Annotated in this window: 16 protein-coding genes and 1 pseudogene; 13 read left to right on the top strand and 4 right to left on the bottom strand. The window is 41.1% G+C overall.

The window, feature by feature from the left end:
* Nucleotides 1–17: 17 nt before the first annotated feature.
* Nucleotides 18–527, bottom strand: coding sequence for a putative immunity protein (locus tag ACUN24_RS20845; protein WP_445564264.1), 510 nt, complete (start codon nt 525–527; stop codon nt 18–20).
* 542 nt (nt 528–1069) lie between these two features.
* Here ACUN24_RS20845 and arr point away from each other — a divergent pair.
* A pseudogene (arr, locus tag ACUN24_RS20840) lies at nt 1070–1462 on the top strand (NAD(+)--rifampin ADP-ribosyltransferase); the annotation flags it as partial.
* 443 nt (nt 1463–1905) lie between these two features.
* Here the strand turns inward: arr and ACUN24_RS20835 are convergent.
* Entirely contained in the window at nt 1906–2772 is an 867-nt protein-coding gene (locus ACUN24_RS20835) for a M12 family metallopeptidase (RefSeq protein ID WP_445564263.1), read from the bottom strand.
* Between the two features lie 258 nt (nt 2773–3030).
* On the opposite strand from ACUN24_RS20835, the gene ACUN24_RS20830 reads away from it, so the two are divergent.
* The 3 genes from ACUN24_RS20830 to ACUN24_RS20820 all read left to right on the top strand — a co-directional run bounded on the left by ACUN24_RS20830 (nt 3031) and on the right by ACUN24_RS20820 (nt 5462).
* Nucleotides 3031–3303: a hypothetical protein gene (locus ACUN24_RS20830; RefSeq protein ID WP_445564262.1), complete on the top strand. Its 273-nt coding sequence runs from the start codon at nt 3031–3033 to the stop codon at nt 3301–3303.
* A 321-nt stretch (nt 3304–3624) separates the two neighbouring features.
* Nucleotides 3625–4632 (top strand): S1 family peptidase, encoded by a 1008-nt coding sequence (locus tag ACUN24_RS20825; protein ID WP_445564261.1) that lies wholly within the window; start codon nt 3625–3627, stop codon nt 4630–4632.
* A gap of 614 nt (nt 4633–5246) precedes the next feature.
* Nucleotides 5247–5462 (top strand): hypothetical protein, encoded by a 216-nt coding sequence (locus tag ACUN24_RS20820; RefSeq protein WP_445564260.1) that lies wholly within the window; start codon nt 5247–5249, stop codon nt 5460–5462.
* Between the two features lie 342 nt (nt 5463–5804).
* On the opposite strand, the gene ACUN24_RS20815 is transcribed toward ACUN24_RS20820, so the two are convergent.
* Nucleotides 5805–5933, bottom strand: coding sequence for a hypothetical protein (locus tag ACUN24_RS20815; RefSeq protein ID WP_445564259.1), 129 nt, complete (start codon nt 5931–5933; stop codon nt 5805–5807).
* A gap of 83 nt (nt 5934–6016) precedes the next feature.
* Nucleotides 6017–6658, bottom strand: coding sequence for a HEAT repeat domain-containing protein (locus ACUN24_RS20810; protein WP_445564258.1), 642 nt, complete (start codon nt 6656–6658; stop codon nt 6017–6019).
* Nucleotides 6659–7136: 478 nt separating this feature from the next.
* On the opposite strand from ACUN24_RS20810, the gene ACUN24_RS20805 reads away from it, so the two are divergent.
* From ACUN24_RS20805 to ACUN24_RS20765, 9 genes are all read left to right on the top strand, one after another.
* Nucleotides 7137–7727: an RNA polymerase sigma-70 factor gene (locus ACUN24_RS20805; protein ID WP_445564257.1), complete on the top strand. Its 591-nt coding sequence runs from the start codon at nt 7137–7139 to the stop codon at nt 7725–7727.
* A 116-nt stretch (nt 7728–7843) separates the two neighbouring features.
* Complete coding sequence (locus ACUN24_RS20800; protein WP_445564256.1) at nt 7844–8845, top strand: FecR family protein; 1002 nt, start codon at nt 7844–7846, stop codon at nt 8843–8845.
* 242 nt (nt 8846–9087) lie between these two features.
* Nucleotides 9088–12516, top strand: coding sequence for a TonB-dependent receptor domain-containing protein (locus ACUN24_RS20795; RefSeq protein WP_445564255.1), 3429 nt, complete (start codon nt 9088–9090; stop codon nt 12514–12516).
* A gap of 6 nt (nt 12517–12522) precedes the next feature.
* Entirely contained in the window at nt 12523–14319 is a 1797-nt protein-coding gene (locus tag ACUN24_RS20790; RefSeq protein WP_445564254.1) for a hypothetical protein, read from the top strand.
* Nucleotides 14320–14325: 6 nt separating this feature from the next.
* Nucleotides 14326–15573: a hypothetical protein gene (locus ACUN24_RS20785; RefSeq protein WP_445564253.1), complete on the top strand. Its 1248-nt coding sequence runs from the start codon at nt 14326–14328 to the stop codon at nt 15571–15573.
* A gap of 5 nt (nt 15574–15578) precedes the next feature.
* Complete coding sequence (locus tag ACUN24_RS20780; protein WP_445564252.1) at nt 15579–16595, top strand: fasciclin domain-containing protein; 1017 nt, start codon at nt 15579–15581, stop codon at nt 16593–16595.
* An 11-nt stretch (nt 16596–16606) separates the two neighbouring features.
* On the top strand, nt 16607–17821 hold the full coding sequence (locus ACUN24_RS20775; protein WP_445564251.1) for a fasciclin domain-containing protein: 1215 nt from the start codon (nt 16607–16609) through the stop codon (nt 17819–17821).
* 9 nt (nt 17822–17830) lie between these two features.
* Nucleotides 17831–18886: a fasciclin domain-containing protein gene (locus ACUN24_RS20770; protein ID WP_445564250.1), complete on the top strand. Its 1056-nt coding sequence runs from the start codon at nt 17831–17833 to the stop codon at nt 18884–18886.
* Between the two features lie 13 nt (nt 18887–18899).
* A complete protein-coding gene (locus ACUN24_RS20765; RefSeq protein WP_445564249.1) occupies nt 18900–19868 on the top strand; it encodes a fasciclin domain-containing protein in 969 nt (322 codons plus the stop codon).
* The last annotated feature ends 40 nt before the right edge of the window (nt 19869–19908 follow it).

Genomic DNA, 19908 nt, shown 5'->3' with positions numbered 1-19908 from the left:
GGCTGTAACTCTGATAACTAAATTCTTTTATCCAGCTTTTTTTCCTGCCATGTTTCCATGATAAGCTGCTGTATGCGATCAGACAAAAGAGATAACATGTCCTCTTGCCACTGTTTTTCGGTCATCAAGTCGAGATCAGCCAGTTTGATCGCCTTGAGTGCATAATGGGCACCTCCGAGTGAGTGGTCAGCCATATGAGCTGTTGCAACGGTTTGACCCGCTGCCCTGGCAACAGCCCGATGGATTTCATTAACCGAAGCTCTGGCGGCAGCATGAGCAGCGAGTGACTTTCTCATGCATATACCGGTTGATGCATTGCCATTTTCCCACTCTTTTGCAGTAGTCAACGCGTCCAGGATACGAGGATCAGCTTCGCCGCCTAATAGATGCAACACATGTTCTACACATTCTCTGGCCCATCTGATCAATTGCTGCCGTTCACACAAGGAAAGTGGCCCGCCACGATGGGCGGCAATCCAAGGGTAGCGTTTAGATTGTTTTACCTGTTCCTCTATCGATATTTTCATAAAATCAAAGTTAGAAGCTTATAGAAAACCGATAAGCTTTAGCTAAGGATGTTGTAAATATAACGTACAAATTATTCTCTTAGTGCGAATAAAAAAATATACTTTAAAAGTTGATTTTTTACCGATTTAGTGAATTATTTTTGAAAAAAAACAACATTTTTTCTGGAGAAATAAGTATGGAATTTAACCCAAGCAATGCTGTTATTCAACTTTGCATGCAGGGAATGAACATGGAGGATAAGGGTCAACCGGAGGAAGCCGCCGGGCTTTTCCTTCAGGCCTGGATCGAAGCGACAAACGAATTTGAGAAGTTTATAGCAGCCTGGTATTTGGCCCGAGTTCAGCTAACCGTTGCTGACCGGTTAAAGTGGTACGAGACCGCATTGGAACTGGCCCAGAAGGTAAATAATGATGCGGTTAAAGGCGCATTTTCTTCGCTTTACTCCAATCTGGCTAAATGTTACGAAGAATTGGGCGATTTTGATACTGCAAAAAAACATCACGATTTAGCTTCAGCACGGGCAAGCCAGCCGTCCGACAAAGGACCTTTTTATCATGGCACCAGAGCCGACCTAGAGGTGGGTGATTTCCTGACAGCCGGCCGCATTTCCAACTATCAATCGGACTTGGTGATGAACCACATTTATTTTACCGCTCTAGTTAATGGTGCGGGCCTGGCTGCTGAAATGGCCAAAGGCGACGGACGTGCGCGTGTCTATGTTGTTGAGCCCACTGGCTGCTTCGAGGACGACCCCAATGTGACCAACAAAAAATTTCCGGGCAACCCAACCCGTTCCTATCGAACCCGGGAACCTTTGAAAATCATCGGTGAGGCAATGGAATGGTCGAGGCTAACGTCTGAGCAATTGCAACAATGGCGGGAAAAACTGGCGAATAATCAGGGAGAGATCATTATTAGAGCATGTATTAAATAAGGCGAGCGATCAATTGTCGTTCGCCTTAGGACCTTAATGAAGGCCACTTCGAATTCACAAATCTTATGGCAGCCGATGTAAAAAAAGTAGTGACTATTAAAAAGAATGGGGGTAAAGTAACAGTGAAGTTGAAGAAAACAGTATAGGACACTTATATTCTGTAATTACATTTCATTTTAACAGATTTTTGAGACTCAAAATCTTTGCATTTTTATGGTTGAAAGGTTTTGAGTGGGATGTATTATTTCATATTTTTATTAATTTGTTGTTCTAATTTATTTAAACGAATCTGCTGCATACATCAATATCTTTTGTTTTGCGAAGTGACTTAATAAAACTACTGATATCAAATCTGAGACCTATCGTCCGGAAATACCATGAAATCTAAAAACACAAAAAAGGCCATCTCAATATTGTGAGACAGCCTCTTTTTGCTATCATCATTACAGATCTGTGGGTTCGCCTGAAGGCGTTCCCCCGCCGGGGTAAAGATTCCCGATAAATACTCTGTCTCTTGTGCTAAGATTATAGTTATAGCCAATGGCAACGCCATCGGTTGTAAATTCAGCAGGAACTGGGTACTGCATAATAGACTTTGGGTCGAACACGGTATTTTTCACCTCGCTTGCACTATACTTGTTAAAGATGTTATCATCTACCATCTTCTTTGTCCAATTATTGGGCGGCCCCATATAGTATTTGTATACCTTTGGCTTATCCCAGTTTATCTTTTCAACTGGGCTTAGCTGCTCGTGTGCCAACCCAATGGCGTGGCCAAATTCGTGCGTTATAGTACCTTTAAAATCTCTTTCGTCCGTTTGCCAAGTAAACCAGCCGAAATTCATTGTTTGCTTGTCTTTGCCCGATTTTTCGGCATCGGTACCAAAATATGACCATGAACGATCATCTCCGTTAACCCTAAATCCAACACGAATGTCGGAATATTCCATATTGTTGCTCACTGTAAATTTGATATTGGCAACACCAGACCATATACGGGCGTACTTCATTACTTTATCGTGCAAAAAATCGTTGCCGTTTATAAAAAATACCCTCAGCGTTTTTCCAGTTGCCCATCTTGTTCCGCCAAGATACACCATCTCAGTTGTTGTTCCTTCGGTGGCCTTGCCCATTACGATAGGTTCGGTGCCAGTAAATTTGTCAATACAAACATGCGGGATGCTGTCGCCAGTTGTTATTGCAGTGCTTGAGCTGGCTTGTTCGGAGGCCTGCATTTCCGCATCATTGTTTTTTTTACATGCCGAAGCTACTAACAGTAACAGAACGGCGGTTAGATGTCTTTTACGCATACATTTTTTTTGGTTAAATAATTGATTTTTAAACTATTATATAGGTGTAAACACGCTTTGATGAATAAAGTTTTGCTTAAGTTAAAAGTCAACTTTAGGTAATTAGTTTTAGTAAGCAGATATTGCCGTTGTATCGACTTGTTTAAAGGTGAATAGGAGGAAGGGTAAAAGACATATAAAAATCTATTGCCCCTTGAAGCATAAATGATGGAGTATAATGGGGGGCTGACGGTCGATCACTACTTAAACTGAGAACTTTTGGAAAAAGGATATCAATGCATTTATAGAAATCATGAGCGCTTTTTTACCTATGGAAATGTTGCCGACAACAATCTTGATATCATGGTTAAACTCTTTGGAAACCTCAAAGGTTATGTTTTTGCAGACAAGGGATTTATTAATGCAAAAGCATCAGAAAGTTTGATGAACAAAGGCTTATTACTTGACTTTATTTCTTGCTCAAGGTTTAATATACCTATTCTACACAATAAGTTGTTCGGTTACTGGGTACCAGTCTTTTGCTTTTCCTGACTTGCATTATTGCTACCGGAGCATTTCTGGCGGGTACCACTATGAAAAATCCCCTGCCAGCTTTTATTGTCGGATTCGGAGTTTGGATGTTATTTCTTTACCGGCTCGGACGAAACAAAAAAGCTGAGTTTAATGTAGCGTTTTCAACAATTTAATCGTATAAATAGCGACAGGAAGGATGTTGTCAAGGATACTTTCTTCATGCGCGACAAATAAGTTTTAAAAAAAATAATTATTTCATAGTAGTGACAGGCACCAAATGCCCGATTAGCGGGAGTTAACTTAAAATAATTAATTACTATTACCTAAGCTCAATATAATATGCAAACAAAAACAGTATTGACAGTTTTATTAATAAGTGTTGGAATAGCCGTCCAATCATGTAAACGAAATAACCCAGTTGTACCAAAAAGCGAGCAAACCGTTCCGAAAATTGAAGATATTTTGAACGGAAATGATCAAAACCTGATTAACCTACTAAATAAGGTACGGGGAAGCGTTGGAAGACGTGGCTACGGATCAAAAACAATTTGGAGTAGAAAAAACGATTATGGTTTGGGACTTTATATAAGCGCCAACCATGTTTATCACATATCCGGATGGAATTCCCGAAACGCCAAATTCTTTGACTTATCGTCCGAAAACACGGGCATTTTTGAATCATCGCAACTTCCTCCGACTAATGGAGGTATCGATTTAGGTAATACACTGGTGGCAGATTTCCCCTTCATTCATTTTGATATTTCTTCCGGTGCCACTAATACGACCATACTGCCGGCAGAAGATTTTTATCTAGGAATAATTGATAATCAACGAACTCCGCAAGGTCCTTTTCCTAAATACCCTGAACTTGTTAAAACGTCTGAACCATTGCAGCTATATGACCCCGAGCATAGGACAACAGCAACCCAAACATGGAATACCGCTGTAGAAGGCGAAAAAGTCATTGCAGTTGGTTATCCTCGGGACTATATCAACTACCCTAACGGAGCAGTAGCTTATGGAAAAATATTATCTAATAAAGAAGCAGCGGAAGCAATCCAAAAATTGAAGATTGCAGGCGATGTCGAAGGAGATATACCCTATAATGCGAGTGCCGAATTCTTTACAGACGCGCAAGCGATCGGTGGAATGAGCGGAGGGGGCGTATTTAATTCTGAGGGGCAATTATTGGGAATTATGGTGAGAGGAAGCGATAAGGAAGGTGCTCCTAAAATCATAAGAGTAGTAAAAATATCTTATATTAAAGCTGTCTTAACAGAATTTTATAATGGTTTATCCGAAGTAGACAAGATCAAAGTAAGCCCATTTATAAGGGGCGAATTATGATAAATCGGCAGATTTAAGCAAGGTAGCTGCAACCTTCCATATACAGGGTATTCCAGATGTCTGCCAAAATTGACATCTTCGAATACCAAGGAGAAACCTATACTAATGAGATTACCTCATATTCGAGATGTACGATATATTTGTTTTTAATGAATAAAAGCTAAAGAAAAGCTGGTTTTAAATTTATTGGTCAGTTCATATTATGTCATAATAAGGAGGTAATACATCACTATTATTTAACACTTATTTAACGATCAGGTCTTAGCTTTGGTGCATAAATATTTGGTTAGTATTTATAAGTTTGGTTAGTTGATACAAAAAGCTCAGATGGATGTCGGAGCTTTTTTGCATTTCAAGGCGGCATTCTGTAGAAACTCATTTGAAAAATCTTAACGTCTTGACCTTATAAACACAAATCTTATTCACGTCATTCAGTCATTTTGAAGATAGATAGCATCAATGTTAATCACTCGTTGTTTTCATGTTCAGTTTGCTATATTCTCTGGTTTATGGAGTGTTAAACCATTCATAATCAATTCTACTTTGTTAACATAATGATAATTTAATGTATGTAAAAGTTATCGTGCATTTGCCAAATGCAAATTGCAATTTACGTGATCTATGAACTGCTCATCAGGTTACAGGAGCTAAACCCTGCCGTCGGTGAGTATCTTCTCAATAACCAAACAGATGTTGGCACCCTGGTGAGAACCATCAGCGGATCTATTGCTATACCCAATGATATTCTTTTAAGGCAGTTCAACGACCCAGCCTCTATTAGCCAGCATGAAACACTAAACCTGCTTGACGGCTTCAAGCCAGGAACCTGATAAAGTATCCCTCTCATCTTTTAACGATTTAAGGGATTTCATGCTTTAAAAAAGGTTTTCTTAATGTCCTTAACGGTGTTTTTAACTAAATATCCCATATGGGAAAAGAGTTTTGTCCTAACAAAGTTAGCAACTCCACATTAACAAAGTACTCAAAAATCAAACTGTCAATTAATTGATCGGATGTTATTGCTATCTCTGCAATTTCAAACTGCTGTGAAAATTCCATATAGGTGTAGGTCATCTCTCTGACCGCAAACCAATGTTTTGTAATACCGTATGAAATCGGAGTGGCATCATAATTTATAATTATAGGAATGAATAGCGGTGGTTGCGGAAAATTCATTTTGAATTAACCTGCTCTGGCCCGTAGTATTCCCAGGCACTGTATTTGTTGAAAAATTCAATATTACTCAGGCTTAAATCCTGGACTCTTTTATCGACGCCTAACAATTCAAGTATTTCTTTCATGCTTTGGTCATTTTCATCAATTGATAGTGGTTTATACTCAAATAAAGGCGTAACCCTTAGCGCTCAAATATTAAAAAACTCCGTTAGTCGATTTGAGCATATTTACTATTAATTGAGCTTTTAGCTAATTTTGCTAATGCACTATCTCCGGATTTCAAACAATCATCTAAAAAGTTCTTAACTAACTCATTTTTTGTCCAGCCCGCACTAGCAACCGCAAGCCCTTCTCTGATATCTGCATAACCCTTTTCAATCTTAGGCTCAAATTCCTTGACAGAATTAATTATTTCTCCAATCTTATTTTCACTTGGCAAAACTTTATCCATTCCCATGGACCGCAGTGCGCCATCGACTACAGCAAAATTATCAAAAGTCAATAAGCGTTGAACTTCTTGAACATCATTTATATTCGCTCTCTTTATTCTGCATAATGCAGCAGCAGCAGCACTTGTTACCATATCATGATCTTCATTTTGATTACAAATTTCGTCAAGAATAGGTATTACCTTTTCATATCTGGCTTGTCCTAGAAGTCTGATAATATCATAATTCACCTCCCACATTTTCTCATCTTTAAGATACCTTCTCAGAATATCAAAAACATCATCGGCAAAATTAATTAGTGTATTATTTAAAACTAATTTCACACCTTTTCTTACATCTGCCTTTTTTTCGGAAATTAATAACTCCTTAATTGCCTCGTTACTTAATGTACTTTTTGCCATGCACTATTTATATTATCTCTATAGAATTTCTCTCCTTTATTTATATCTGTCAATTGGGATACGGTCTTGTCCATTTCTAGAATATCGTTCAACGACACCACTTTTGCATTATCCATATCTGCCCCCTCCTCACTAAAGACTTGGAAATCTCCTTCTTCATCATATGATATACACGATATTTGAAGTTTTTTCAACTACAAACTTTGTTGTTATTACAGGTGTATTGCCTGGTATTTCATTAATGTTCATAATTTAATTATTTATTCGAATTTACAAAAAAAAACGATCAGTTATCCCATTTAGCTCTGTTTTGTTCCCTAAAACTTAATTTATAAATGTACTGTAAATGTTATACGCAATGTGATGTCGTTTGATCCCATTAACCTTGCAGTCGATTAGTTAATGAATGGATAATCCGCTGTTAACATATAGGTATTGTTCGCTATTTACTTTTGTGTGGTGTAAAAAGTAAATACTAATGGCTTATAAAGATTTACCAGATGATATCCTTTTAGAAAAATTCCAAAAAAGTGATACTAAAGCCTATGACGCACTCTTCTTTAGATATTTTAGAAAAATCTACGCGTTTGCCAAGTCATCTCTTGGAGATGACGAGATGGCAAAAGAACTAGCGATGGACGTTATGATAAGATTCTGGCAAAGAAAAGGTGAGATCATGATACAAACTAATCTCAACGCTTACCTCTACCAATCGATCAGAAACGCGTTGTATAACCATTGGAAAAGAAAAATTATTGTTACCGAATCAATTGATCAACTTGAAGAAGCTACCCAGCCTTTTTTGTTTTCAACTGACCATTCTATCAGACATCAGGAACTTCAGCAGGTATATCAGGAAAAGTTAAGCAAACTCAGCCCACAACGAAGGGAGGTCTTCAGGATGAGCAGGGAACAAGACATGTCTTATGCCGAAATTGCCCGCGAACTAAATCTGTCGGTACATACCGTAAGAAACCATATCAGTGCGTCAATACAGTATTTTCGTGAACATTTAAATGAATTTGCCACCCTGCTTCTGGTGATATCGTTTCTGACATCGTTTAAATAATAACTTTAAACGTTTTCTCCATACTTATTTCTGAGCTATTCAATGCATTAAATTTATTTTACTTTGCATTGGTACTGGTACTTGTTTTTGTTGTTTACTTCAATGAGAGACGTATCATGCAACAACAAATAAGCAAGAGTTTAATCAAAAAATTTTTAGCACAGGAATGCACTGAAGCCGAAAGAACGATTGTCATAAAGGCATTGAATACCGCCGCCGGACAACGCTTATTTGACGAAGTATTGCTGGCAGGATGGGACGCAACTCGCGAAACAGAAGAAATCAGTGATCTGCAGCTGTTTCAATGGAATCAGGAACTTCATCAAAGGGTTGAGCAAATCGCGGGCACCAAAGTTATTAAATGGTACCATTCAAATTTACTTCGATATGCGGGTGTTAGTGTGGCTGTCATCATCGGACTGGTATTTTTTATTCACAAAAATATCAGTAAGCCTACAGAAAACATGCGTGTTGCTATTCGTCACATCTCCAACCCCCATGGTAAGAGGTCTATTATAACCCTACCGGACAGTTCTATTGTTTATCTGGGGGCCGGAAGTAAGATAAGCTTCCCTGAAAAATTCGCTGATAAGCAAAGAAATATCAGTCTGGAAGGTGAGGCTTTTTTCGACGTTAAACATAAACCTCAGCAGGCCTTCATAGTCCGTACCGGCGATTTGCAAACGAGGGATATTGGCACATCATTTCAAATTTTTGCATTTAAAAACCAACCTGTCAAGGTTGCGCTGGCAAGCGGGGAGGTAAGTGTCGAACGGTTAAAAGACAAGAAGATTCAGGTTTTAGCACGCTTGGTACCAGGGCAGCAATGTGTTTGGAACAATGAAAAACTCTCGACAAGTACAGTACCAATTAGTGATATTTCAGGCTGGAAAGATGGTCATTTAGTATTCGACGGAGTTTCGCTAAGTGAATTAACTGCAGTCTTAGAACGATGGTATGATGTAAAGTTCATTTTCACTAACCGTTCCAGAAGGCAATTGTCAGTAACCACAAGGCTTACCGTAGACAAAACACCAATCACAGCTGTAATCCAGGCCCTAAGTATCATGGAACGCTTTACCTACAAGGTTCGTGGCCGGCAAATCATTATTAATTAATCAACAAATGGAAAGGATATTTATGTAAACGACTTATACAAAAAACCATCCTGTGTTCAGCAGGATGGCAACTCTTAAAGTAAAGCCGTTGGATTGGAACCCCGTTTCGGCTTATTCATGAATTATCCCTTTGGCACTTCTGCTTCAGGGAGGTAATAGCTTATGTTCAAATGAAAATAAACCATAACTGGTGTAAAAATATTAAAAAAGGATCGCAACCTGCTAAATGTATCCTGTTTTTTATGAGATGTTCAATTATCGTCCTGATTGTTCAGGCCACTTTTCTAAGTTTGCTATATGCAAGTTCGGCTAAAAGTCAGACCCTTGATCAAAAAATAGATCTTCAGCTCATCAATGCCAGTGTAAAAGAAAGTTTGCTTAAAGTGCAGCGGCTTAGTAGTACAAATTTTTTATTTAACGATCAACTCATCAGATCGGTTGAGAAAAAGATAAGTATCAAGGTAAATGGGATTACCGTTAAAGATGCAATTGAAGATATTCTAAAGCATACCGGCTTACGGTACCGGGTAGTAAATGGTTTTGTCACCATAGATCAAAAAGTTATCCCCCCGGATCCGGGCGTCATAGAGGGCACCGTTTATGACGCCAGAACTAACGAAACGCTTATTGGCGCCGTTGTAATTATTTCCGGTCGATCCTATTTTACGGATATTAAGGGTAATTATAGGATCAGTATCAATCCTGGTACCTACGCCTTAGACGTAAGATATATTGGTTATGACCCAAAAACGATAAGTGGGGTTACCGTGAAATCGTCGGTGGTTACGCCTTTGAACATTCATTTACAGCCATCTTCTACGGCACTTGGTGAGGTTAAAATTGAAGCCCGGCGCCGGGCGGGTAATGAGGTTGTATTGCTTAATGACCGTAAAAATTCCGCATCAGTAACCGATGGTATATCTGCACAGAATATTGAAAAAACGGCAAGTATAACCACTACCCAGGCTTTACAGCGCGTAACAGGGGTTACTATAACAGACGACAAATATGTGGCCATTCGTGGATTAGGTGATCGAAGTGTTATTGCGGAGCTGAACGGTGCCCGCCTGTCGTCCGCCAATCCTGATCGAAGTGCTGTACCCTTAGACCTGGTACCCGCAGCATTACTGGATAACATCAACATATATAAAACGTCAAGTCCTGACCGGCCAGCGGATGCTTCTGCCGGGCTAATCGAATTGAAGACAAAATCAGTACCGGAAAAAATGGTATTTGAAATTACCGCTCAAACCGGGTTTAATTCCAACATCGGCTTAGGAGGTAAGTATAATAGTTTTTATAATGGCGACCCGGGTTTCTTTGGGCAAAAAGTCAGCAACCATAATTTGAGTAATGACTTCCTAAACCTGAGTCAGCAATATCCTGGAGGCCTGGTGCAAATTCAGGATCTTTTTATTCAAAGTCGCAACAGTCCTGCACTTAAGGGCGAGGCTTTGCGCGTAAGCAGGGTGATGCAAAGTCTCGATCCTGTACTCACTACAGGTTACGGTAAAGCAGATCCAAACCAAGTGTACACGGTATCTTTCGGCAATTCCTATAAAGTGTTTGGCGGGCATATACTTGGCGTTATTGTAAACGGCAACTATTACCAGCGTAGCACAGATATTTATCAAGGAGAGCGTAATCAGTACAGTTTGTATCAGGGGGTAGTAACAGGTTCTGCAGCTATTTATAACCCTTTGCGCATTCCCGGAACAATAAGTCCTAATTATCCAAGGCTTGGAAAATACATTAGTTACGAGGAGAATACGGGTACTAAAACATTAAACTATGGGGGATTATTTGGCTTAACTTATCAGTTCAACAAAAATAACGAGGTCCAGTTCCAATATATAGGCAGCCGTGGAGCTGAATCCGAAGGCAGTAACCTTAACGGCTCGTGGCAGAATACAGGGTTGAATTTTCCGGTTTATAATACGGTAAATCAATTACGAAATACCTTTCGGACCTTTAACACTTTTAACTTCCAGGGTGAACATAAATTATTGGAACAGGACTGGTCGCCGAAGTTAAGTTACAACTTCAGCAGCTCCAACAGCTCCCACAACGATCCGGATTTTCGCTCTACAAATGTAGCCAATTTGAGTACCATACAGTACCAGGATCCTAACGGGGTTGGCATAGGAACCAATACCTATACCTTTGTAAGTGGGCTGGTGCATGGTGCGGGCTCCGATGTGAATAATATTATAGTTGCCGACCCCAACGGGCGTCAATACCGTAAACTGGAGGAGCACAATTATAACTTCAAGGCCGATGTAACGCAACCTTTTAAATTGGGTAAGTTACAGCAGGCTTTCAAATTTGGAGTGAACTATCTTAAAAGGGACCGCGACTTTACACAAAATATATTGGGTTTGCCAGGTTCAACGCTTACAGGCGGCAATTCACAGCTGATCAACAATGTAAAAGGAGATCTTAATCAATTGGTATCTCCAGCCAATATTGGTTTACTGGCACCAGGTCAATATGACAATGAAGGACAGCCCATGGTAGGTGGATTTTTGTATCAGATCAGGAAGGCGCCCAATAATTATACCGGCTCGTACGAAACCCGTGCATTTTACGGTATGCTTGATGCCACTTTACTGGAGGGGCTACGGTTAGCAGGGGGTGTTCGTTTTGAATCAACTGATATCAGGGCGCAGGTAGATACGGCCAACGTATTTGTTCCCCTCAACCTGAATACGATTACCGGGCTGCCTACAGAAAAAGTAGGTTATAACACCACCACACCCAATACCAGGTATTCAAGGAATTACAGGCCTTATTATTCCGTAAATATTACATATTCAAAAATAAAGAATATGAATTTCAGGGTAGCCTACAGCACCTCTCTTGCCAGGCCTGAGTTAAGGGAATTGACCAATATTTTTGAGTTTGACCCTTTTCAGTTTGCCGTGATCGGCGGTAATCCAAACCTCATCAATCAATTAACCAAGAGTGCAGATTTTAGATGGGAATGGTTTGATGCACCCGGAGAAATTTTGTCTGCCTCGGTTTTTACCAAGGTCATCGAGAATCCATTGCAACGGGTATTTAGATATGCATCGCAGGGAAACTTGTCTACCGCTCCTGAATTTCCATTGATCATTTATGAGAACGACCCAAATAAAGGCAAGGTCTATGGTGTTGAAATGGAAGCACGGCGCGACCTTGGAAAAGTATGGGACCCGCTTAAATATTTGTTTTTTGGAACCAACCTTTTATTTAATGTGAGCAGCATTCAAAAAAACACAGAACGCTTAGATGCCGCCCGTATCAACGATCGTCGCTCCTCAGAAAGCAGTCCGGTATTTGAGCAGGCCCCTTATGCGATCAACACTTACCTGGATTATGCCAACACCCGCAGTGGTACTAACATCACCGCTAGTTTTAATATGGTAGGCGCAAGGCTTATCCAGGTGCAACTGGATGGTACGCCCGACTTGTATGACCGACCAACACCGACTATGGATCTTGTTTTTAGCCAGAAGCTCGGCAACAAATGGATGGTTAAAGGCTTCGCTAAAAATCTTTTTGACCCGGCTTATAAACAAGTTTATACCAGTCCAGGAGAAAAGGGTAAGTATTATGGCAGCGAATACGTCTACCGTAGTTATCATAAAGGAGCTGAGTTTTCACTGGGGCTTACCTATAAATTATTCTAGATCATCATGAGACAAAAAAAAACAATATTAGCTTACAGGCCCTTTCTTTTTTTGCTTGCCACAATGCTTTGCCTGAGTGCTTGTACAAAGGACAAGCTGGACAATAAGCCTATTCATACCGAGGTTGGCAATACTTCAGCATCGGCTATACGCATGTTCAATTTGGCAGGGTCAGTCGATGTAACAGTTAACAATATCCCGCTCACAGCCCTCGAATCCAAAAACCAAAATCAGGGAAGTACAGACATTGGGCTTTCTATATTCCCGACTGGAAAATGGGTGAGTGGCGAAGACGGAGCCCCCTTCACTTTACCGAATAGTTTGCTTGATAAAAATGGCAAGGCTCATTTTATAATCGGCAGTTTAGATACCATCATCGTAAATGATGTCGAACATCCCAAAGATTATTACCTGATGACTAATGGCCATTTGCATGTAGGTGAACGAAATAATGTTCAACCCGCCGCCTCCCAAAACTTCAAAATACGGATTGTTAATTTTGGCAGCAAGGCGTTGGGCGACCAATTGCAACTGAATGGCCCGGTTACGCTGACATATGCTGACGGCAGTTTGATTGATCAACGCTTAAGTAATATTGCGCTGGGGTCGTCATCTGATTATATTGAATTGCCTTATGGCGCTTACCAGTTTAAGCTTTTTTTAACAAATGGGGGCAGTATCGATCTAACCAAACAACTGGCAGATTTTCCTTCAACAGCTTACTATGATGCTTGCAATCCGTCGTTTCATCCGCAGCAGGGTATAAACCCCAGGGTGCGTACCTTTAAACCAGGCGGGGTTTATACCATTTTGGTTTCCGAGAACCGTCATAACTTATTTACCGATTGTGACAAGGTATTACCACCAGGTATTTATGCCAATTCTTACCGCGTGCTTACAGAGTTCAATCCGGGTGTTAACAGTACTTTCGCCCGTATGCAGGCCGTAAATGCAATTCCTGGTAAAAACATATTATTTACTGTTGACGGCAAGGCTTTAGGAGCACAACAGCCATACATTGGTCAGATTGCCGGAGTTAAAGCCCACCAGGCTCAATACCAAATTTACGTACAGGGCAAACATCATATTGTTGCCAGGGATGAAAATGGAGGAGTGATGGCGGAAGCCGATCTGACGCTTTACCCTTATGACAATTATACCATTTGGTTATACAATAACAAAGCGGGGAAACCTGTTTTAGTGTTTCAGCCGAATGACATGACCGGTACTTTATATGCAAGTACCTATCATCCTAACGGCCAAATTATTCCGGACGACGGAACCAACGGAGCAGCAAGACTCGTCCAATATCCTTATGCCTTGCAGTCACGGTTTATTAACCTGTGTGCCGACCTTCCGTATGCAACGTTTACCAACGACCATCAGCTATTGCTGCCTGCCATCGGCTCAAATTTCCAGGATTCGATCCGCTATTTTAGTGCCTATGTGAACATGGCACCTGGCGCTTTGCCTTTAAGGAACGCGTCTGTTATTTATTCCCTGGCCAATTATTCACCGGGTTCCACCGGGAATCCTGCAGCTAATGAGAAAGTGAATGTGCCAAAACTATTACGCGTTTTCCGCTCTAAACCGGCACCTGAATTGGAAGTGCCCGGTAGTTTAGAGTCAAGTATTGCACCATTAGATGTATATGAAGCCTTTGTAGCCAACAATAGCCTGTACACTTTTCCTCAATTTAAGAGCCCAGAAACGGGAGTTTATACCGTTGCGCTGGTGGGGCGGCTATCTAATGCAGGGAACGGAAACCAAGCCAAACTGATTGTCATTAAACATAACAAGTAAAATAAGATGAAAAAACATAGATTATTTTTTTTACTGCCAATACTGTTGGGTGGCATACTTTTCGGCTGCAAAAAATATGAGCAAAAGCCCCTTGAGCAGGATCCGGCTTATATCAGGGTCTTTAATAACCTTACCTTTAACGTAGATTTTTTAAATAACACCCAATCTCCACCATTTTTAACCTTTCTGATGGATCCGGAAGTTGATGCCGCCGGTATACCTAATAATGCCGGTATCATTGGCGATTACCTGGGTACAAGACAACTTTATAGCACTTCTTATCCTATTAATGAGGGGAACAGCTCTGTCGGTAATGGAACGCTTAGCGAATCCGGACAGCCAAATCCGCCGCTTGGCTATCCCATGAATTATGAATATCCGGGTAACGCGCACGTGTTAACGGCACCTGTTATCAATGGATTTGATCTTTCGTCGTGGGCTCAGATCCCATCCGGCAAGCACCGTATTATGTTTGTGGTACGGCCGCAAAGTAACACAGCTTTTAAAGATCTAGGATCGGTACAGCGCGGCAGCATCCTGATTGACACGACCATCAATATAGAGAAAGGAGAAGTATATACGCTGGAAGTCGTATCGCGTGATCTGGACAATAGTAAATATGGGCTGTATGTTCGCAAAGAGGAATTTATTCACAAAGCTTTCGACGATAATAGGTTGTATGCCGGTTTCGTGAACCTGTCTGGTAAAACACCGGAACAGAACAAATATGGTACTGCATATTTTCCGGAAAAGGTACGCATCACCACTACTTATAACATTTGTATTGATGCGCTGTCAACTTCGTCTTCGTCATATTATGTCCCGCTGGCAGGTTATGATAACACTTATTACACCACGCTTAGTTCCAAATTCGATCAGTCCATATCATACCTGCCATTGCCCATGTTACCCCAAAGCGCCTTTTTTTATCAGGGTGTTTTACGGACTTACTCCCCGCCAGTTACCCAGGTAGGCCAAAAGACAGGTACAATGCCATACGTAAGTTTTAACCTGTTAGATGCAGATCTGCCTGTTACAAGCCCTACCGGGTATAAAATTGATTGTTGGACTGATCCTGCAGTATTTAACAATTACGTCATCCGCAACCCAGTTTCTACACCAAACTTAAACCTGGTGATCAACAGCGATAATCATTTCAGGGTGTATAGTACGGTCAACATTTTTGAAATGGTATACAACCGCGTTTACTTGATGCAGATCAAACGGGGAATTGATCAGATCCCACAAAATTAAATATTATGAAACTGAAAAAATATATTATCACATCGCTGCTGTTTTCTGTATTATTTTTGCTGGCTTCCTGCGTTAAGAATTTTGACATCCAGCCGCAACCTGTAGCTGGAGAAAGGCCGTTGTTAACGTTGCTGGAAAACAATTACAGCTTTAGTGTTTTTTACCAGGCAATAAAGCGCCTGGGGCTGGACAAAACACTTAATGGCACGGAAGCCTATACGCTTTTAGTACCCGATAATGACGCGTTCGCGCTTGCGGGTATTACCTCACAAACCGTTTCCTCTATTGATACAGCATCGCTCCGAAAGATCATCGGCTATCACATTGTTAAGGGCGCTTTGCCTTACAGTAAAATACCGCAAACGGTGGACTACCAATTCTCAACGCTTATAGCACAACCGGTTTACTTTTCTGTATCCCTTCCTGACCCTAACCGCCCAAATAGGGAGCAACTGCTTCACGTTAATGGTGTCACTGCAAAAAAAACAGATGTTATGGCCTCCAATGGTGTAATACATGTGTTGGAAAATGTGTTGACATCACCAGCTGCGTCTGTTAAATCAATATTGAACGATGATCCTAATTATAGTTTGTTTGTACAGGCATTAAAGCAATTTGGTTTGTTTGAACAGTTGGATAAGGCAGGTCCCTTTGTTGTACTGGCACCAAGTAATGAGGTGTTTATGCAAAACGGTATTGACGAAAGTACCCTTGCTACACTTGATACGCTGACTTATAAAAAATTCCTTTTTGCACCTTATTTAATACCCGGGAAATTCTTTTTCAAATCTGATCTGGACGATGCGCCCTTAACCGGTGGTATACATGGTGTAAGGGGGGCGGATTACCTGTTATTTATTGACTACTATGCCTTCAACTTCCAGTTGTTCCCTGATAAGGTTGACCCTTACTATTATGCGAATACTGTGCAGTTCTCATCACCTGATCATCTGGCCTATAATGGTGTGGTGCACGGGGTAAACGGTCTGCTCATCACACCTGATTATGCATTAAAGCCTTAAAGATATCAAACATGAAATTACAAACCGTATATATTTACACCATAACGCTTTTCAGCAGCCTGGCCATGTTATCTAGCTGCATCAAGTCAACAGATGGTTTTATTCCCAAGTCTGTATCAATCAGGTATGAAGAAAAGAGCTTGGCAGATGTATTGGCTGGCGAAAAGAACCTGACCCTGTTTAACCAGGCGTTCACCCGGCTTTCCTTAGCCGGACAACTAAGTGAAAACACTGGCTATACCATTTTTGCACCTACCGATTCGGCTTTAAACGCAGCGGGTATAACCACACAGGTAATCAGCAGCATGCCGGTAAGCGACCTGCGAAAATTGATCACCCTGCATATAGCAATAGGGGCTGTTGACAAGCCTGCGCTTGAAAACACCGTTACCGGAGTTGGACTGACTACATTAAATCAGGATACAGTACCAACCGCCAACAATGGTACAACAATTCGGGTTACTCAAATATACGCCCGCTTGGGTGGGTCTGTTTACTTAAATGGTGATGCTAAAGGAGCCGTTAAAATGATTATCAAGGCATCAAATGGGTATATCTACCCAATTTCCGGCACCATCAAACAGTTTGACAGCCGCACCTTGCTGGACGCAATAAAATCAGATCCCGACCTGAGCCTATATTATGAGGCGGTTATAATCGGGGATAGTGTTCGCCAGGCAGGTCTGGGTTTCGAGGATAAAAGTATTACAGATGTCAATATCCTTGAAAACGCAGTTTCATTTATGCCTACTATCCTTGCTCCAACCAATAAGGCGTTTCAAGATGCCGGTTTTAATACTGCCGATGACATCAGACAGTTTGCCACCAGCGCATACGTGGGGTACGACTTGGCGACGGGTGCTTATTTTGAATATTCCAAGCTCGATAGTGTGCTTGAACGGCATGTTTTGTATAGAAGCGGCAACCTTTCGGCTAACGTCCGTATATTTTACAGTGACCTGCTTAACCCGGCTATTAATAATGGGGTATATAATACTTATTTCGGGCCAGGTGGATCTTTAACAGGCATTGAATTAAAGTTCAGCAAACCCCTTTTCTTTTCTGGTTCAGCAGGCGATGCCTATGTAAAATGGACCGATGATGCTACAACGCCGCTGTTGCGTATTCCGCACGATGCGCCCGGCAGTCCGCCTGTTCTTAACCATAACTTATCAAACGGTACACTCATAAAAGTTGACAAACTCTTTTATCCAGCTGTAAAGTAATCCTATACCATGAAAAAGCAATTCATCTTAAATATTTCACGAATGCATCTCATTATGATCATCATGGCTTTCGCAACCATTACCGGCTGTACGAAAGATGATGTAAGTACCGAGCTGGCACCTTCCGGAGATGGAGGTAACTTAAATTTTGTACTGAAAGATAATTTTAACTTCAGTATGGCTTATGCCGCAATAAACAACACGCATTTAAACATTAAACTCGCCGAAAAGGGTCCCTATACTGTTTTTGTGCCCAATAATAATGCCTTTTCTCTTGTTGGCATAGTTGAATTGCCGCGGCTTTCAACGTTTTATACCAACAGCCAGCTTACCAACCTGATGGGGTACGGCATTCTAAATGGAAAACTGGAACTTAAAAAAATGCCGCTGGAAGATAACAAAGCATTTAAAATGCTTAGTGGCGGTAACATTTATGTAAGTAAATACATGAATGGTGCAGATACCGTAGTAACGGTAAACGGGGTGAAAGTTATCAGCGCAGACAACCCGGCAGCTAACGGACAGATACAGGTACTGCCGCAAATGATGAACCCCGAAGTATACGCCACAGTTGCTGGATATCTTCGGTCCGACACTACTCTTACGCTCTTTAACGCTGCCATGGAGCGCTCAGGGCTAAGCAATGAACTACTCAGCGCTAAGGATGCGTATACGCTGCTTGCACTCTCAAACCAGGCGCTTCAGCAATCCGCTAAGCTGGGGCTAAACCTGGGGCTAAGTACAATGGACAGCATTACCCATGCAGACCCTGCCAGGCTTGCCGCTTTACTTAAATACCATATAGTAAAGGGCCGCTACTTTGACAACGACCTGTTTCGTCTGAGCGAAAATGGTGCAAAACCTGTTGCTATGCTTAATGGCGGTGAAATTGGCATTGGTGGTGTACCGGGCGGTTTTAAATCCATAACATTTACCGCTACCGGTGCAAACGGTATACATGCACAGATTTATGTGCCCGTTTACTTCAGCCCAACAACCATTAACGCGAATTTACCATGTGGCAATGGCGTCGTTCATATTATTAACAGGGTACTCATCCCATAAACTTCGGAAAACCATGTCATATCCACATTCAAAGCATCATATCTCACTTCTTTTTTTCGGTATTACTTGTTTGCTTTTGTCACTATCTACTGGCTGTAAAAAAGATAATCCCGAAAATTTCAATAAAGCTACGCCAACATTGTACCAGTATATTGATACCGGACAACATTTTAACTTGTACCGTGCGGCTTTAAAACGTGCAGGTATCTATAATGAAGCTACCTTTAGCAATGAAGGCCCGTTCACCGTTTTTGTACCCATTGACAGTGCCTTTATCAAAGCTGGTTTAAATTTGGAAAATATCGAAAAACAGAACCCTGCAGACCTGGCAGCGCTATTAAAATACAGTATTGTTAACGGTAAGCTGAGCAGCACCAGTTTACTTGGCTTTTATAGCCAGGCGGTTACCTGTGCAAACCCGGACTATCGGCCTACGATTACTAAAAATTATTACGGTATATTTTTTAACGGGATACCGGTTTCCGCAAAAGGAAGCATCAGCTTAAATGATGGCGTAGTACATGAACTCCAGCGTCTGCCATTGCTTCCTGCGGGTAACTTATATACCACCATTGCCGGTATGCCTAATCTCAGCTTATTCCTGGCAGTGCTTAAACGAGGCGGTAATGATGTAATGGTTAAAACCGGGTGGTGGTTTGATGGCCGGCCCATAACCGTGCTTGCGCCGGATAACAATGCCTGGAACAAGCTGGGCTATCATTCTGAAGCCGATATTGAAAACGAGGATCCGGATAAACTTAAGAACTGGATTCTCGACAATGCCTATATCAGCCCCGATGTGAACCTGACCGCTAATTTTAAAGGTGGTTATAACTTCAACGGCGAATTTCTTTACGTGCTTGCAGATGGAATGACCCTTGTTTCAAAGGGAAATGTATCGCAAACACGTATTACCCAACCGGATATCATAGCCAGTAATGGTGTATTGCATGTTATCGACCAGGCTTTTGTACAACGGTAAGTTATTTTAATTCTTGATTCACAACGTACTGTAAAAAATA

This window comes from Pedobacter sp. WC2501, assembly GCF_052682415.1.
Note: the sequence above shows the minus strand (reverse complement) of the source record. Positions and strands in the feature narration are given on the sequence as shown.

What these genes read in the sequence shown, in the direction of transcription:
- ACUN24_RS20765 (WP_445564249.1), top strand. Translation starts at nt 18,900, where the DNA reads ATGTCATATCCACATTCAAAGCATCATATCTCACTTCTTTTTTTCGGT.
- ACUN24_RS20780 (WP_445564252.1), top strand. Translation starts at nt 15,579, where the DNA reads ATGAAACTGAAAAAATATATTATCACATCGCTGCTGTTTTCTGTATTA.
- ACUN24_RS20805 (WP_445564257.1), top strand. Translation starts at nt 7,137, where the DNA reads ATGGCTTATAAAGATTTACCAGATGATATCCTTTTAGAAAAATTCCAA.
- ACUN24_RS20790 (WP_445564254.1), top strand. Translation starts at nt 12,523, where the DNA reads ATGAGACAAAAAAAAACAATATTAGCTTACAGGCCCTTTCTTTTTTTG.
- ACUN24_RS20795 (WP_445564255.1), top strand. Translation starts at nt 9,088, where the DNA reads ATGAGATGTTCAATTATCGTCCTGATTGTTCAGGCCACTTTTCTAAGT.
- ACUN24_RS20800 (WP_445564256.1), top strand. Translation starts at nt 7,844, where the DNA reads ATGCAACAACAAATAAGCAAGAGTTTAATCAAAAAATTTTTAGCACAG.
- ACUN24_RS20815 (WP_445564259.1), bottom strand. Translation starts at nt 5,933, where the DNA reads ATGAAAGAAATACTTGAATTGTTAGGCGTCGATAAAAGAGTCCAGGAT.
- ACUN24_RS20825 (WP_445564261.1), top strand. Translation starts at nt 3,625, where the DNA reads ATGCAAACAAAAACAGTATTGACAGTTTTATTAATAAGTGTTGGAATA.
- ACUN24_RS20775 (WP_445564251.1), top strand. Translation starts at nt 16,607, where the DNA reads ATGAAATTACAAACCGTATATATTTACACCATAACGCTTTTCAGCAGC.
- ACUN24_RS20785 (WP_445564253.1), top strand. Translation starts at nt 14,326, where the DNA reads ATGAAAAAACATAGATTATTTTTTTTACTGCCAATACTGTTGGGTGGC.
- ACUN24_RS20845 (WP_445564264.1), bottom strand. Translation starts at nt 527, where the DNA reads ATGAAAATATCGATAGAGGAACAGGTAAAACAATCTAAACGCTACCCT.
- ACUN24_RS20835 (WP_445564263.1), bottom strand. Translation starts at nt 2,772, where the DNA reads ATGCGTAAAAGACATCTAACCGCCGTTCTGTTACTGTTAGTAGCTTCG.
- ACUN24_RS20810 (WP_445564258.1), bottom strand. Translation starts at nt 6,658, where the DNA reads ATGGCAAAAAGTACATTAAGTAACGAGGCAATTAAGGAGTTATTAATT.
- ACUN24_RS20770 (WP_445564250.1), top strand. Translation starts at nt 17,831, where the DNA reads ATGAAAAAGCAATTCATCTTAAATATTTCACGAATGCATCTCATTATG.